This window comes from Bacteroidia bacterium (genome assembly GCA_026932145.1).
Lineage (GTDB): Bacteria > Bacteroidota > Bacteroidia > J057 > JAIXKT01 > JAIXKT01.
This window is the reverse complement of record JAIXKT010000007.1, coordinates 341637-357091: the sequence shown is the minus strand read 5'-3', so window position 1 is coordinate 357091 and position 15455 is coordinate 341637. Positions and strand designations below refer to the sequence as shown.

Annotated in this window: 12 protein-coding genes; 5 read left to right on the top strand and 7 right to left on the bottom strand. The window is 35.8% G+C overall.

All coding sequences use genetic code 11. The features are described 5' to 3' along the window. Positions 1-162 precede the first annotated feature (162 nt). Positions 163-894: a rhomboid family intramembrane serine protease gene (locus LC115_02665; protein MCZ2355584.1), complete on the top strand. Its 732-nt coding sequence runs from the start codon at positions 163-165 to the stop codon at positions 892-894. 21 nt (positions 895-915) lie between these two features. Here the strand turns inward: LC115_02665 and LC115_02660 are convergent, their stop codons facing one another. Next, a complete protein-coding gene (locus tag LC115_02660) occupies positions 916-3624 on the bottom strand; it encodes a tetratricopeptide repeat protein (GenBank protein ID MCZ2355583.1) in 2709 nt (902 codons plus the stop codon). 267 nt (positions 3625-3891) lie between these two features. On the opposite strand from LC115_02660, the gene LC115_02655 reads away from it, so the two are divergent. Genes LC115_02655 through rsmH form a run of 4 tightly spaced genes read left to right on the top strand, consistent with a single transcriptional unit; the run spans position 3892 to position 8740 of the window. Further along, positions 3892-4671, top strand: a complete 780-nt coding sequence (locus tag LC115_02655; GenBank protein ID MCZ2355582.1) for an enoyl-CoA hydratase/isomerase family protein — start codon at positions 3892-3894, stop codon at positions 4669-4671. A gap of 12 nt (positions 4672-4683) precedes the next feature. Continuing rightward, complete coding sequence (locus LC115_02650) at positions 4684-7233, top strand: GAF domain-containing protein (GenBank protein ID MCZ2355581.1); 2550 nt, start codon at positions 4684-4686, stop codon at positions 7231-7233. Continuing rightward, positions 7230-7832 (top strand): Holliday junction branch migration protein RuvA, encoded by a 603-nt coding sequence (ruvA, locus tag LC115_02645; GenBank protein MCZ2355580.1) that lies wholly within the window; start codon positions 7230-7232, stop codon positions 7830-7832. The genes LC115_02650 and ruvA overlap by 4 nt, the downstream gene beginning before the upstream one ends. 8 nt (positions 7833-7840) lie before the next feature. Next, entirely contained in the window at positions 7841-8740 is a 900-nt protein-coding gene (gene rsmH, locus LC115_02640; GenBank protein MCZ2355579.1) for a 16S rRNA (cytosine(1402)-N(4))-methyltransferase RsmH, read from the top strand. Positions 8741-8863: 123 nt separating this feature from the next. On the opposite strand, the gene LC115_02635 is transcribed toward rsmH, so the two are convergent. The 6 genes from LC115_02635 to LC115_02610 form a co-directional block, all read right to left on the bottom strand. Then, on the bottom strand, positions 8864-9376 hold the full coding sequence (locus LC115_02635; protein MCZ2355578.1) for an acyltransferase: 513 nt from the start codon (positions 9374-9376) through the stop codon (positions 8864-8866). Between the two features lie 107 nt (positions 9377-9483). After that, positions 9484-10809, bottom strand: coding sequence for an oligosaccharide flippase family protein (locus LC115_02630; GenBank protein MCZ2355577.1), 1326 nt, complete (start codon positions 10807-10809; stop codon positions 9484-9486). Positions 10810-10847: 38 nt separating this feature from the next. Beyond that, positions 10848-11141 (bottom strand): helix-turn-helix domain-containing protein, encoded by a 294-nt coding sequence (locus LC115_02625; protein MCZ2355576.1) that lies wholly within the window; start codon positions 11139-11141, stop codon positions 10848-10850. Between the two features lie 472 nt (positions 11142-11613). Then, positions 11614-12063, bottom strand: a complete 450-nt coding sequence (locus LC115_02620) for a hypothetical protein (GenBank protein MCZ2355575.1) — start codon at positions 12061-12063, stop codon at positions 11614-11616. A gap of 122 nt (positions 12064-12185) precedes the next feature. Further along, the gene (locus LC115_02615) at positions 12186-13013 is read right to left on the bottom strand and encodes a DUF4249 domain-containing protein (protein MCZ2355574.1); all 828 of its coding nucleotides are present in this window, start codon (positions 13011-13013) and stop codon (positions 12186-12188) included. Positions 13014-13018: 5 nt separating this feature from the next. Continuing rightward, positions 13019-15364 carry a TonB-dependent receptor gene (locus tag LC115_02610; GenBank protein MCZ2355573.1) on the bottom strand — a complete coding sequence of 782 codons (2346 nt, stop codon included), beginning with the start codon at positions 15362-15364 and terminating at the stop codon, positions 13019-13021. Positions 15365-15455 lie beyond the last annotated feature (91 nt).

The window sequence follows — 15455 nt, the reverse complement described above, 5'->3', positions numbered from 1 at the left end:
TAAATAGTTAATATTTAAGTTTTAATATTTTAAAATGCGTGTTCTTGACAAATAATTGAGTTCCTATTGAATGCCTGATTTTGAATCGCTATAAAGTCTTTTTCGGAAAATTTATATCCTGTTATTTTGAAACTTTTATAGTTAGATTCTCGTTAGTTTGGTGTGCAGGAAGATTCAGAAACATTCAGAATTAGTTTACGAGCCGGTTTTTGGGCGGGGATTTTGATGTTAGTGCTGTTTCTGACCTTGTTTATGGAAACGGTGTCTAACCAATCTTTGGCCAATCTGGGAAATTATCCCAAAACGTGGCTCGGAATCGTTGGCATTTTTGTTTCTCCGCTGATTCACAGCAACTTTAATCATCTGCTGGGAAATTTATTGCCGGTATGCGGTGGTTTTTTTTTAGTTGGACTGTTGTATCCTGATATTGCTTTGCGGGTGCTATCAATTATTTGGATTGCTACGGGAATATTGGTTTGGTTCACCGGCAGGCCGGCCTATCATATCGGGAGTAGCGGCGTTGGGTATGGACTTATCTCTTTTCTGTTTTTTATTGGCTTATTGCGTAAAGACAGAAGTGCTATGGTAATTTCCTTACTCGTTTTGCTTACCCAATCAACGATGATAATTGGTTGGTTACCATTAGATTACAAGGTTTCTTATGAAAGTCATGCCGCCGGTATTGTTGTGGGCACGTTCACCGCACTTATCTACTTTAACCGTTATCCTCGTCAAAATATCAATATATCCACAGATTTAGTTGATTTTCCGGAGGAGGTCGTTCCTATTTATCCAAAGGTGGTTGTAACGCCAAAGGAATTAGGAACAAGCTATTCTGTTCAAAATGAAGACAATGAGTTAATGGTCAAACATAAAACCGAAGACCTTGCTTAGCTATATTGTTTTTAGAATTACTTATTCGGCCAGCATTTCTTTGTAATTTATTAGGAAGAAATCTTGATAATCGTTTATCTTTTTGTTTCGATAAGCCTGTGAGAAATTAGAGGGGGTTATAAACATCACGTCTTGTTCGGGCTTAACTAACCATTGTTTTATTTTGGGGTCATTGCGTAATACTCGTATGTAAGTATCTGCACTTTTGAAATCTAAAAACTGGCTGATATAAACCAAATGGTGTTGGTTATGATACAAAAATACGTTTGTTGTAAGTCTCTCATTCTTAAATGATTCCGAATTAAATCGGGATATTTCTATTTTTAATTGGTCGTTAGTAACGATAGATTTGTCTATTAAGGCAATTACCAGCACAATTTCATTTGCCTGTTTTTTGGCGTTAAAGATAGCGAATCTGGGGTCATTTGCATTGGTTGTAGCTGTATCAGAATGTTCTGTTTTGTTGTCGGTTTTTCCTTCGTTTTGAGATGCTGAGTTTTGGGTTTTATTTTCTCCCTGTGTTCCTGATTCTGCGACTCCTTTATTTAGCAATGCCAGTGTTTGATTCACCTGCGTAATGATTCCTGCGTCCGGGAAATTTTTCTTAATGAATAGAAAAGTGGTTTTTAAGCTATCATATTGTTGTAAAAATCCAAAACTCATACCACGCAGATAATAAACGTTTGGGATTAGCTTTTGGGTTGGGTGTTGGGCTATAATTTGGCCGGCAAAAGAGATTACGGAACTATATTGTTCTTGTAAGTAGGTGTCATAGAGAGCGTTATAAGCTGCTAAGAATGCTGTGTCGTTAGCGTCTTCTTCTCCGGCAATTTCTTTATTGGCAAGTTTAGCATACATGCTTCCGGGAAATTTTTTAATGATAGTTTGTTTATATTCTTCGGCTTTATTGGGATCTTTTTTGAGCAATAAAGTATAGAGACCGTAATAGGCTTTGGGGGCGAAGTCAGAATCGGGGAAGCGTGTTACGATACGGTTGTATAAAGCTATTGCGGAATCCGGCTGATTTAGTTTTTGGTCGTAGATTTGAGCTAATGCTACCATAGATTCGATAAGTTTATTTTCGGCATCGGTTTTTTCTTTGGGTGTTTTCGGAACAGCCGTTTTCATTTTTTCGCGCTTTACTTTTCTGGCTTCTACGGGGTCTTTGGGAATATCTTCGGCTTGGTCGCCTGCATTATCTCCTGCGGAAGCTATGATAATATCTTTATTTTTACGCCGCCAGTTATCTTCATTATTTCTATTTCCCCATATTCTGGTAAATTCTTGCCGCCCCATTGCGACCATACTTACGTTATCAAAATAAAAACTTCCTCGATTGGTCGCACTTTGATTATCAACGGGAGGAGTGTTAAAATTTTTAGCTAACTGGTCTTGCTCGTCTTGGGCTTTTTTGGCAGCTTCTTGGCGTTTTTTTTCTTCTTCGGCAGATATAATTTGATCTATTTTGGCCTCTAATTGTTCTGGGCTTAAAGCACTTAGGGCCAATAAAGAATCTTGTAAAACCATGTTATTCAAGTGCTTCACATATTCTTTTAGTGTAGCGGCCAGCGATTTTATTTCATCATATTCTTTTGCTTCTGGCTTTATGATGGTAGCTGCACTATCAAAATAGGCTTGAGCATCGGTGAACTTGCGTTGATTGTAAAAATAAATCCTACCTATTTGATAATAAGATAATGCTTTTTGGCGAACGTTGTCTTTATTTTTTCGCAATGAAAGGTTTAAATATTCTATTGCTTTAGCTTCATCTTTCTTTTTTAGCTCTACCAAAGCCCATTGGTAATAAATTTGATCTAAAAATTCTTCATATTTAACATCTTTTGAAAGCTGGCGTAGCAGTTTGGTGATAGAGGCTGATTCGTCATGCCCTTCTTGATAATTGGTAAATAGCTTAGCAATATTGATTTTAGCTTGAAAAGTGATATTGTTTTCGGTATTCATAGAAACTACTTTTTGGTAGTTTTCGTAGGCTTTGGGGAAAGATTTTTGGGTATCATATAGCTGTGCCAGCAAAAAATAGCATCGGGCACGCATTTTTTTAGGTTTGATGATTTCAATATTGTTTTCAATAGCTGTAATAGCTCCAGGATAATCTTCTTGCTGGATGGCTAAAGTAGCTTGCAAGAGCGTTAATTCTCCTAATAAGTTCTTTTTTAATAACTTATCTTGTGCTAATTGGTTTAGGACTTCTCGAGCGCGGAAGATACTTCCATTTAGAAAGTAGGTTTTAGCTAACCACAAAGTAACGGCCGGTTTTAGATTTGATTTAGGGTAGGCAGATAAAACGTATTCAAAATTTTGTATAGCAAGGCTGTAGTTTTTTTTGTAAAACCATGAACGACCTATTAAAAATCGGCAGTTATCGGCCCATTTGCTATTTTTATGTTTATACAAAACAAGGTCGCATTTATTGATTGCTTCATCAAACAAAGAAAGTGAGCCGCCGGATTTTTGGGGGTCTAAGACAGCCAAAAGCGGGATAAATTCATCCTGCGGTACCGGCATATTAGCCTCTACCTGTTTAACACCGTCTTTGTACCGTATGTTAGCATTGTAATAACCATTAAATAAAGAAGTTGTGTTATGATAGGTTCTGGCAATAAAGTTTTTTCGGTCTGCACCACAACCAAATAAAATTACTGACAAAACTATGTAGATAGCAGCTACACTTCCGCTACACCAAATCTTATGAAGTTTTTCCCGAAACATTAATTCAACCTACAAAAGTACGAAAGTAATCACTCTTTTAGTATAAAAGTATGGATACTAACCATTGCTTGCTCTACTTCAAGCCAAATATTTAGCACCCAAAAACATCATAAAAATACTAACTATCTCTAAATCAATTAAAAATAACTAATAAAACGTTAAAATACAGTTCAATTTAGGTAGTAAGGTTTCAACAAAACAATAAATTTACGGACAAGGTTATACTATTCGGGTAAAATTCACGTAGATTTGTGTCGAATATTAACTATGTCATATCAATATCTTACGATTGAAGAGCGTAATCGTACTGCGCTTGTAACGATTAACCGTCCTGATGTTTTAAATGCTTTAAATACGGGTGTTATTGCTGAAATAGATGCTGTATTTACGGAGATTCTGGGTAATTCAAACTATAAAGGAGTAATATTAACCGGTGCAGGCCAGAAGTCATTTGTTGCTGGAGCGGATATTAGCGAATTAGCTGCTTTAACAGAGCCAACTGCTGTGGTATTAAGCAAACGTGGCCAAGCGGTTTTTGCCAAAATAGAGAACTTTCCCAAGCCGGTAGTAGCTGCCGTAAATGGCTTTGCCTTAGGCGGAGGCTGCGAATTAGCTATGGCTTGCCACCTTAGAATAGCTTCCGAAAATGCTAAATTTGGCCAACCGGAAGTTAATCTGGGAATTATTGCCGGATACGGAGGCACTCAACGCCTTACACGGCTAATTGGAAAAACAAAGGCATTAGAGCTATTACTCACAACCGATATGATAACCGCCGCTCAAGCACAAGGTTTGGGATTGGTAAACGCAGTCGTCCCCATTGACCAGCTAATTGAAACGGCCTTAGCTATGCTCCAAAAATGCTATAAAAAATCCCCCAGAGCATTAGCCAATACCATTACAGCAGTAAATGCCTGCCATGAAACCGGCGTAAATGGCTATGAAGTAGAGGCTACTCTTTTCGGTAACTGCTGTCATTACTCGGATTTTAAAGAAGGGACAACCGCATTCTTAGAAAAAAGAGCGGCTCAATTCCAAGATATTTAGCCCAACAACGCGATGGAGCGTTTACTATCTATTTTACGAAGTAAATTTGGGTTCTCAATAGTTATGCTAACTGTTGTGGCTATCTTTACTGTACTGATTTTTTCTATAATTCCGCTTAATGAGCGAAAATTTGAAACCCAACTAAACTACGAAAGTAATGCTACCTTAGCATTTATACATAGCTTGGTAACCAATGAATTAACCTCAAATCAATATAATTCAGACCTACAACTTCCGGCACTCTCACCCGAATTACTGTCTAAGGCAAAGATTACAACCTTAGCGATATTTCGTAACCAAAAACTACTCTACCAAAGAAGCCAATCCCAACATAAACTTGACTTCCAAAATATCCAAGATTCAATAAACTTTTTGAAAGATGATGAATATTTTTATTTCAAAAGTTTTACAACTAATTATGGAACGATACAGTATATTTTAGGAACAAACGTTGCAGAGAGCAATACCTTACATAAGCAGGTAAGGTTTAATTTTATCCTAATTATCGTTTTTGTTGTTTTAATAACCGGTTTGATTTACCAGATGTTGCGAATTTCATACCAAAACTTACAGCGACAAGTGATTGATTCTATGGATCCTATATTTGACGACACCTCTGCAAATCTAAGTTATGAAGAAAAATCTGTTAAGGTAATAGACTTTGCTTATGTTGAAACAATCCAACAAATATTAAGACTGAAGGTTTCTACCTTTAAAGATTCTTTTGAAATACTACGGGAACAATCAGAGAATAAAATACGGGAGCTTGAACTTTCACAACAAACTACTAATAAGGAGGTTGAAGAAATAAAATTCAAATCTGATGTACTATATGAAGAGATAGAAACCTTAGAATCCGAGGTAGCATCATTACAAAAAAGCCAGTTTATAGAGATAGCCGTTACGCAATTTAATAACATTTTACAGGCTCAGCAGCGCTCCCTGCAAGAATGGGGGCAGCAGATTCTGGATAGTATTACCCAACAAACGAATAGTATTCAAGGCGCTTTATTTTCCTTTGACTCCGGCAATAAAAACTTACAGTTAATTGGTAGCTATAACTATACACTTTCTACACAAGTTTCTACTATTTACGATGAAAGAGATGGGCTGGGTTCAGTAGCCTTAAAACAAAATCAGATAATTCATTTAAAAACAGAAGAAGTCGGGCAGTTCCGCGTTTTAAGTTCTGCAACCCAATTACATCCAAATTCTATTCTTATCGTTCCTATTGTTTCTAACGATGAATCGGTTGGTATCTTAGAGTTAAGTAGCTTAGACCAATATACCGAAGAGCAATTAGATTTCTTAGAAAGAATTCGTTCATTTATAGCCAGTTCATTAACAAATTTAGTGAACAAAGAAAATATCCGAAACCTACTGTATGAAGCGCAAGAAAAAACCGAAATGTTGATGGCACAAGAAGAAGAAATGCGCCAAAATATTGAGGAATTGGAGGCTACCCAAGAAGAAATGCGCCGCGTAGAGGGTGAACTTCGCTCCAGTGAGCATCAACTTAAAGGTCTTAATGAAAACTTAGAATCTATTGTTACCGAACGTACCCAAGAACTGAGAGCTACCCTTACGGATTTAGAAACCACCCAAGCACAGCTCATTCAATCCGAAAAAATGGCTTCATTAGGGCAATTAGTATCCGGCGTTGCCCATGAAATTAACACACCCATCGGAGCTATTAAAGCCTCAGCTACTAATATGGCTGATATTCTGCCGGTTATCATCAAACAGCTACCGTCTTTCCGTTTTGATGACAAACACCAAGTACTCTTAGCACACATTTTAGAAGATGTTTTGCTGAATGACCAAATATTGACATCCAAAGAAGAACGCATAAAGCGAAAAGAGCTGATGCGCCAACTCGAGGATTTAGGAATCACTGATGCAGAAGAAATCTCCCGAAAATTAGTTGAAGTAGGCGTTATTGACCGCATCGAAAAATATCTACCCTTGTTTGATGCCCAAGAAAGTCATGCTATCTTAGATGTAGTGTATTCCTTAGGGCAGCTAAAGGTAAATTTAGATAATATCAACATAGCTGCAGAAAAAACAAAAAAAATAGTATTTGCCCTAAAAAATTACTCCTACGTTCAAAATCAAGAGGCAAAAACGATGACTAATGTTAAAGATTCTATTGAGATTATTTTAACATTATATCATAATCAGATTAAATACGGTATCGAAATAGTTCGAAACTATGAGGATATACCAGAGGTTCCTACTTATCCTGACGAACTTGGTCAGATTTGGACAAACTTGATTCATAATGCAATTCAAGCTATGAATTATCATGGTACGTTACAAATAGATATTTTAGACCAACCAGAAAATATTGTCGTTAATATCACAGATTCCGGGCCGGGAATACCGCCTGAAATTCAAGGAAAAATCTTTGATGCTTTCTTTACCACAAAAGCGCAAGGAGAAGGTAGCGGACTTGGTTTAGATATTTGCAGAAAAATCGTACAAAAACATGACGGGAAAATCAGTTTCCAAACTATTCCGGGAAAAACAACATTTACAGTAACCCTGCCCAAACAGCTATGATTGCTTTCATTGACGGTGAAGTAATAACAGCAGAACCAACTCTAACGGTTATTTTAAGCCAAGAAATTGGTTTTGAATTAAAAATATCGTTACATACCTACTCTGAACTTAAAATTGGAGAACGTGTTCGGCTTTATACACAATTAGTTATACGCGAAAATGATGTTCATCTGTATGGTTTTTGGAACTACACCGAAAAACAATTATTCAACTCACTACTAACTGTCAGTGGCGTTGGTGGGAATACAGCCCTCACAATGCTTTCCAAACTTCCTGTTAGTGAACTTTCTACGGCTATCAGCCAAGGTAATGTTTCGGTTTTGAAATCCATTAAAGGTATTGGCGAAAAAACGGCTGCCAGAATTATCTTAGAATTACAAGGCAAACTTATTTTACCGGCAACCCAGACTCAAACTACTCACAAACAGCAGAGTATAGATATTATAAGCGCAAAATCCGTTCGTTTGGATAGTATTTTGGCATTGGTAAACTTGGGCTTTCCCCGTAATTCGACGGAAAAATTGGTTGATCAAGTTTTAGCTAAGAATCCGCAATTTGCTGTGGATGAAGTAATTAAATCAGCTTTACAAAATCGTTGAAGAACGCCGTGGAGTATCATCGAAGTGTAATGCTTTCAGAATGTTTGGAAGCGCTACAAATACACCCTGAAAAAATCTATATAGACGCAACCTTAGGTGGCGGCGGCCATACATTGGCCATCGCTAAGCAGCTAACTACCGGATTAATCTTTGCCTTTGACCAAGATATTGATGCTATTAAAAATTTTTCCGGTCATCCGAATGTAGTTGCTGTTACAGCAAACTTTAGCGACATCGCCACAGAACTTACTAAACGCAATATCTTTTCGGTTTCTGGAATCTTAGCGGACTTGGGGGTTTCTTCACATCAAATAGATATTCCGGAACGAGGCTTTTCTTTTCGGTATGACGGCCCACTGGATATGCGTATGAATAAGAATCAACCGAAATCCGCTGCTTCTATCCTAAATGAATATTCAGAATCCGCGATTGAAAAAATGCTCAACCAATATGGAGATGTTTCAAACAGCCAAAAAATAGCGCGTTTAATATTTAACTACAAGCAGTTTAAGCCATTTCAAACGACCCAAGACTTAGTTGCAGCCCTCGAACCATTAACCCCAAAATTCCACAGTTATCAGTTTTTAGCACCCATTTTTCAAGCTATCCGAATTGAAACAAATGAGGAGATGAAGCATCTAATACTATTTTTAGAACAAGCTGCCAAGCTACTGGAAACCAATGGAAAACTGGTGGTTTTGACCTATCATTCTATTGAAGATAGAATCGTAAAACACTTTATGAAATCTAAAAATTACTCAGATGATAATGCGGATCAAGTTTTTGGAGGAAGTAAAGGGAATGTTTTTGAGGTATTGACCAAAAAGGCAATGCCCCCAAGTGAATCTGAAATTGCCGTAAACCCACGTTCCCGAAGTGCTAAACTGCGCGCTGCACGTAAGAGATAAGTGTAAACAATCCATAATCTCTATTATTTTTACTATCTGTATCTCTATGAACTAAGAATTAGTTATATCTCTAATTTATCTCAACAGGCTTTTTTAAAAAATAATAGGCCAGCAATACCACAATTACGAAATAGTTTTTATGATTTTAGCTGGCACTCCAGCAATAACTACATTTGAAGGAAATGATTTAGTTACTACAGAATTTGCACCAACTGTAACATTTTCTCCCAAACTCACTCCAGCCAATATACTTACAGAATTGCCTAACCAACAGTTATCACCAATATGTACAGCAGCATAAGTAAAATTATTTCTATCAATGTAACCATGATTAATTGTCTGAATACAGCAGTTATTCGCAAAAATCACATTTTTCCCTATTGATATTTCAGCTTTTTCATGTGCAACGATATATGCTCCACCAGAAACGGTAAACGAAACCATAGAGCTTTCATCAATTTTTATATATTTATAGCCATTAATTCTATTTGTATAGTTTACAGAAAAAGGAACATCGGTATTTATTCTAAAAATTCTTTGAAAAATAAAATTAACGACTAATAATCCAAAAGGTATATGAACATAATAAGTTTTACCAAAATATTTCAAAAAGGCTTTAAAAATACCAAATTTCATTTTTTATGTTTTAAAATTTTATTTTTTATTAACAGTAATACATCTTTGTTTACATAATTAATTATTACAATCGTAACAAAGGTGTATGAAAAAATAAAATAATCTTATTAATGAGTTTTCAATTTGAAAGAATAAAACTTAATGGCAATTACTGATGTAATACTTAAAATTGATAACTTTAATATTTTCTCAATCTCAACAATATCTTTAAATTTACAGTTTAGATATTTTAAGCTTTTTTTAAGTAATATAAAAGCAAGAAAAAAAATACTTATCACAGTTGCATACGCAGCTCCAACTGACGACCCTAATAATTGAATCAAAATATAATTTAAAATTAAATTAATTATGAATACTAATAAGTTTGAAAGTAGAATGAACTTTGTTTTATTGGCTATTATTAATATATCTGTGTAATCGTTGACCCTATACAGTAGGGTTAGATTAAAAACTGAAAAAATAATAGCACTTTTTTCATAATTACTGCCTAAATAAAGTACTATTATGTCTTTTGAATTAAAAAATAAAAAAAATACTATTGGATAAATAATTGATACTGTATTAGTTATTACTTTTTTCTTTAGTTTAATGATATCACTATTATTCCTATTTACCCATAATTTTGAGATTTCAGGCAATATTATTGCTGCTATTGAACCGTAAATTGTAGAAATAAAAGGTACTTCAAAAGCACCGTTGCGGTAAACAGCATATTCTTTGACACCAAGTAAATTACTTACCATAACTGAATCAGAATATATTATTCCTATACCAAATAACGAAGTAAGGCCAATTGGAAAGCCAGTTTTTAATTGCGACCGCATTGATTTAAAATCAAATGTTTTCTTTAAATAGTTTTTACTAGCTACTAAGTGAAAAAGTGTTTCTAATAATGATATAAAAGTAAGCACATAAAAAACCAACACTATGTCATTATAAATACCAATAACTAAAATTACTAAGGAAATTCTTAATAGGTTAACCAATATTAGTATAAAAATGCTGATTTTTACTTTGTTTTGATATATATAGTTAGAATGAAAGCTAGCATTAATTGGTGAAAAAAGTAATGAGAAGCCATATATCTTGATAAGCTTTTGTATAAGTTGATTTCCCATGACTCCAGCAAGGATGTTAGAAAAAGATAATATAATGGCATAAGCAGTAATTGAGGATAATAATGTTATTAATAAATTGTTTGTAAGTACATGTTTGTTTGATTCGTTGTCTTGAGAAAAAAAAATGTAAACTATTTGGGATAAACCAAATGAAAACACACCAGCAAACAACCCAATCACGACTAATGTCTGACCATATGAACCATAATCTTCATAGCTTAAACTTCTTGCCATATATGGCATAAAAACAAAGTTTATTAATGTGTTGATTCCTTGTCCAAACATTAGTAAACTTGCTTTTTTGAAAATACTCATAAAATTGAACTAATACTAAATAGTTATATTAAACTAACTCAGGAATTAAGGAATGTTGAGGTAGGGGGAAATAGAAATTGTCGATGTTTTCTGGTGTATTCAGCTATCGGCTTACTTCGGTAATTGAGTTGCGACAATCCATCTACTTCTTTGCTCTTATACAATTCATAAATCGAACAAACAGTGTTGTCGTCCAACATTAACAAATCTGCTGTTTGTGCATAGCTGAATCCCTTATTTAAACAAAGAATCGCTTTGAACCGGTCGGCTAATCGTTTTTCCTTCCGCTGATCGTGGGTACGTTGTAGGGCAAGGACTTCTTGCAAAGCCAAAAAATATTTATCCGATTGTTTAATGGGTCAAAATTACTGCCCTTTCACTTATTTTCAACTATCTTCTCCAATTTTTATCAAAATTAATTCCTCGATATTCCTAAATCTGAGTTACTTTAGCTTCATATCAAGTGTTTTTTTATAGCCCTAAAACCTAAGCCTTCCAAATGCATAGATAAGGTTAATTTTCCGTTTCTCTTTCGGCTTTGCATCTATACGTTGTTCTATAGAATAGCTGTATTTACAATCTCTGCATTTGTATCTTTGCCTCTCTAATAGTTTTCCGTTTTTACAATAGCGGTTATGAACAATAAGTTTATATGTAATTAACTATCTGATTTTCAATGGTGCTTTATAGTAGTTTTTCATAGAAAAACCTTTTGTACATAACGTCTATAATTAGAGTTATTATCTTTTGGACAATTCATCTTTTTTCTTACAAATCTATACTTATTTAACAAGTAAATCTATTTTATTTAGGAATCAGGACTTCCGGATTTTGGGTGTCGCAGCAAAAAAAGGACTTATTTTCACTAAACTGAACCCGAAATAAGTTTTTTTGGTCAGCATAGACATCCTGTAGCCAAGTAGCTTTTATGGAAAAAGGTGGTAATAAGGTTTCAGTTTCTATATAAATCCAACAAGACTGATCTTGTAGTTCATAACCCAGATAGTTTAAGGGAATTTTTAGGGCGTTCTTTTTAATAATCAGATGATTATTAAAAAATTGCTTTAATAAAATATTGGTTTCCGGTTGTTTTTGGAGGTCCACTTTGGTGTTAAATTCTTTTTTAAGGGCGATTTCGAGGTCATCTTGAAAAACTCTGATGAGCCATTCTGTTTTTTGTGCTTTTGTGTTTAGGGTTACTTCTGTGGTGGATATATGGAAGTCATGTTTTGGGGTTGTAGAGATTAGTAACAATGAGGATAGTATCAGTATGTAATGTATTAGCGGGGGCGCGCGGTGCTTCGCACCGCCGCATGCCTTACAAGGCGCGCAATGCGCCGCATGCGCGCCCGCTAATACATCTCTCCCCCTAAAAATCAAGGAACGATGCCCCCCTTTCGAGAAACCGCAGTAACCATAAAATAGCCCAGCGCATTATTTGAAATATTGCTCGGAACATTCACCGGCGGAGAATCAAAAGGACTACCACCGTGGTTAATCTGGTCTGTTAGTTGCTGATAATAATGTAATTGTCTGTGATTGATAGAATACAGTTCAAATAAAAACGTATCCCCCGGTTCTGCCTTAAACATAGTACGCACGCCATTAAGATATTGACCATTGATAAATCTATCGTCATCAGCAAAGTATTCTATAGGTTTTCTGGCTAAGGTATCATTTTTGTAAAATGTAAACCGATAGGCATTACCAAGTTCGGGAGGTTCTTGGGCGTAAATACACAAATAATAACCTTCCCGAAAGATTGTTCCCGGTGGAACATATTGAAAATTAACAGAATCTACTGATAGTAACGTAGGCATATAATCTTGGGCAGTATATTCTTGGCCGTCAGCAGTACGGATGTATAGACTATAGCGGTTTCCGGGTATTCCAGAACGTAACGTATTTGACTGATAGTATCCATTTTGCCGATAGGGTAGAGTATCTTTTATACCAAACAGACTATCTGAAACAATAACTATGGCACCAGCTTCTCCGGAATTTTGGTGATCCGAATAATATTCTTGGGTTCGTGTTAGACGAATACGCCAAGGGATAGTATCCGTTGTTATGTAGCCTTCCACCACCAGACGAGGATCGGCTTCACGTAATTTTAAATCAATAACTTCTTCACAACCAACTAATAAGCTACTTAAAGAGCCTATAATTAGCCAAATCGAGAGGTATCTTAATACATTTTTCATGGCTGTTAAAACTGAAAGTTCCAAGTAATAGCAGGAATAATCTTAAACAATGTAACCTTAACCGCTTCGCTTTTTAGAACTGGGGGTGGCGGTGGGTTTGTATTTGTGGGAGGATCATAAAATATAGGTCTATCTGCGGTATCCTTTTCTCTCAAAGTGATAGAATAAGCGTTAGCGCGATTATAAACATTGTAGATAGAGAAATTCCAGTAATGAGACCATTTTCGATTGGGTTTCTCTTTACTATAAAGCGTATAAGAAATATCCAAACGGTGGTACGCCGGCATACGATATTGGTTACGATAGCCATACACAGGAACCAAACGATTATCGTAGATATAGCTACCAACTGGAAATGTTGCTGGAGTTCCGGACATAAGTACAAACGTAGCACCAAAAGCATGGCGTTTATTCAGGTTATAGGAAGCTACAATGGATAAGTTATGGCGGCGGTCATTCTTAACAGGGTAAGTCTCTCCGTTGTTAATTCCCGGAATAGTACGTGTTGTTTTTGCCAAAGTATATGAAATCCAGCCATTTAGCTTTCCGGTGTTTTTCCGAAAAAATAACTCAACGCCATAGCTCTGCCCCGTTCCCACACGAAGCTCCCGCTCTAACGTATCATTATAAAACAAGTTGGCTCCATCTCGGTAATCTATTTGGTTTTGCATAAACTTATAATATGTTTCAATAGAGCCATCGAACATTTTATTAAAATTAATAAAGTAGCCTATTGCGTACTGATCGCCTATTTGGGGCTTGATATGGTATCCGCTTGGCATCCAGACATCAACGGGCAGTGTAGTAGCAGAATTTGAAATTTGATGAACGAATTGCAACGTTCTGCCATAAGATGCTTTAATAGATTGATTTTCATTAAAATTATAGGCAGCAGAAACCCTCGGTTCAAGCCCAACAAAGGAATTAATGAGTTCTCCCCTTTTGAATTTAAGGGTGTCTATATCTGCGGGGTTATTGGGGTTGTATGTATATTCTGTACCGGGACCAAAGTTATGGAATATAGTCCCTCGTAAGCCGGCTCTCACGGCAAAACGGTCGTTTATCTTAAAGTCAAAATCACCATAAATAGCTGTTTCTAAGGCATCTTTAACGTCCATTTGGGTTGAGTTTACTATCGAAATATCACCAGACGGCTTAATAGCACCCGGATTAAAACGATGATAGGTAGAAATTGCCCCAAAATACAGCTTATGCTTAGGAGTAATAAAATAGCTTAAATCTCCTTTAATACTATAATCTTGAATACGAGAAATAGCCGTAAAGTTTTGAGATTCAGAAAAATTAACGCCAAATCCATAATCAAAGTTGCTATAAATCAGCGTGATATTAGAAAATAGTTTTTCTGTAAATAGGTGATTCCAGCGGGCAGTTGCCGTTGCATTACCCCAGTCAAACTTAAATGCGTTTCCAAATTTAAACACATCTCTGCCAAAGTAACCGCTTAAAAAAATACGGTTGTTATCATTGATGCGGTAATTTGCTTTAACATTAAAATCATAGAAATACAATTGGTTCTTCCGAATACTCTCTTTGGGAGATAATTTTAAAAATAAATCTCCGTAAGTTCTTCTGGCAGAAACTATAAAAGAGCCTTTATCCTTAACGATTGGGCCTTCAAACGTGAATCGGCTGGCTATAGTTCCGATGCCTCCGGTTCCGGAATATTTTTTTAAGTTTCCCTCTCGCATCCGAATGTCTAACAAAGAGGACAACCGGCCTCCATATTTTGCCGGAATCCCACCCTTGTAAACGTCAATATCTTTGATTGCATCTGCATTAAACACAGAAAAAAAACCCATTAAGTGAGAGGCATTGTAAACGGTTGCTTCGTCAAGTAATATTAGATTTTGGTCTGTTCCTCCTCCCCGTACATTAAAACCGGTGCTTCCTTCACCTGCCGTTTGAATCCCTGGCAAAAGTTGTATCGTTTTTAGAATATCTGTTTCCCCAAATAAAACCGGTACAGTCTTGATCTTCGCAACATCCACACTTAAAACGCTCATCCCTGGATCCTTAATATCTATATCGCTGCGTTTTTCCTCAATAACCACATCTTCTACCACACTTCCTTCGCCGGAAAGCTCAATGTTAAGTTGCTGATTTTTATTTAATTCAATAATTTTCTTTTGTTCTTGAAAACTAACATAACGATACAACAATGTATAACTTCCTGCTGGTAAAGTAATTGAGTAAAAACCATATTCATTGGTATAAACTCCCGTGTTACGCTCCACTATAAAAATAGAAGCTCCAATTAGCTCTTCTCCGTTCTTAGCGTCTTTTACATATCCTGAAATAGTGTATTTTTGTGCAAGAACATCAGAATACACAGTTAATAGACAAAATAAAAGAAAAAATATAACCCGAAAACGAAAAAATAACATACGTAAAATCAGTATAAGGAAACCAAATGCAAATTAA

Bases quoted from the DNA above. Each gene is read 5' to 3' on its own strand.
- LC115_02660 (MCZ2355583.1), bottom strand. From the start codon at position 3,624: ATGTTTCGGGAAAAACTTCATAAGATTTGGTGTAGCGGAAGTGTAGCT.
- LC115_02655 (MCZ2355582.1), top strand. From the start codon at position 3,892: ATGTCATATCAATATCTTACGATTGAAGAGCGTAATCGTACTGCGCTT.
- LC115_02650 (MCZ2355581.1), top strand. From the start codon at position 4,684: ATGGAGCGTTTACTATCTATTTTACGAAGTAAATTTGGGTTCTCAATA.
- ruvA (MCZ2355580.1), top strand. From the start codon at position 7,230: ATGATTGCTTTCATTGACGGTGAAGTAATAACAGCAGAACCAACTCTA.
- LC115_02635 (MCZ2355578.1), bottom strand. From the start codon at position 9,376: ATGAAATTTGGTATTTTTAAAGCCTTTTTGAAATATTTTGGTAAAACT.
- LC115_02630 (MCZ2355577.1), bottom strand. From the start codon at position 10,809: ATGAGTATTTTCAAAAAAGCAAGTTTACTAATGTTTGGACAAGGAATC.
- LC115_02615 (MCZ2355574.1), bottom strand. From the start codon at position 13,013: ATGAAAAATGTATTAAGATACCTCTCGATTTGGCTAATTATAGGCTCT.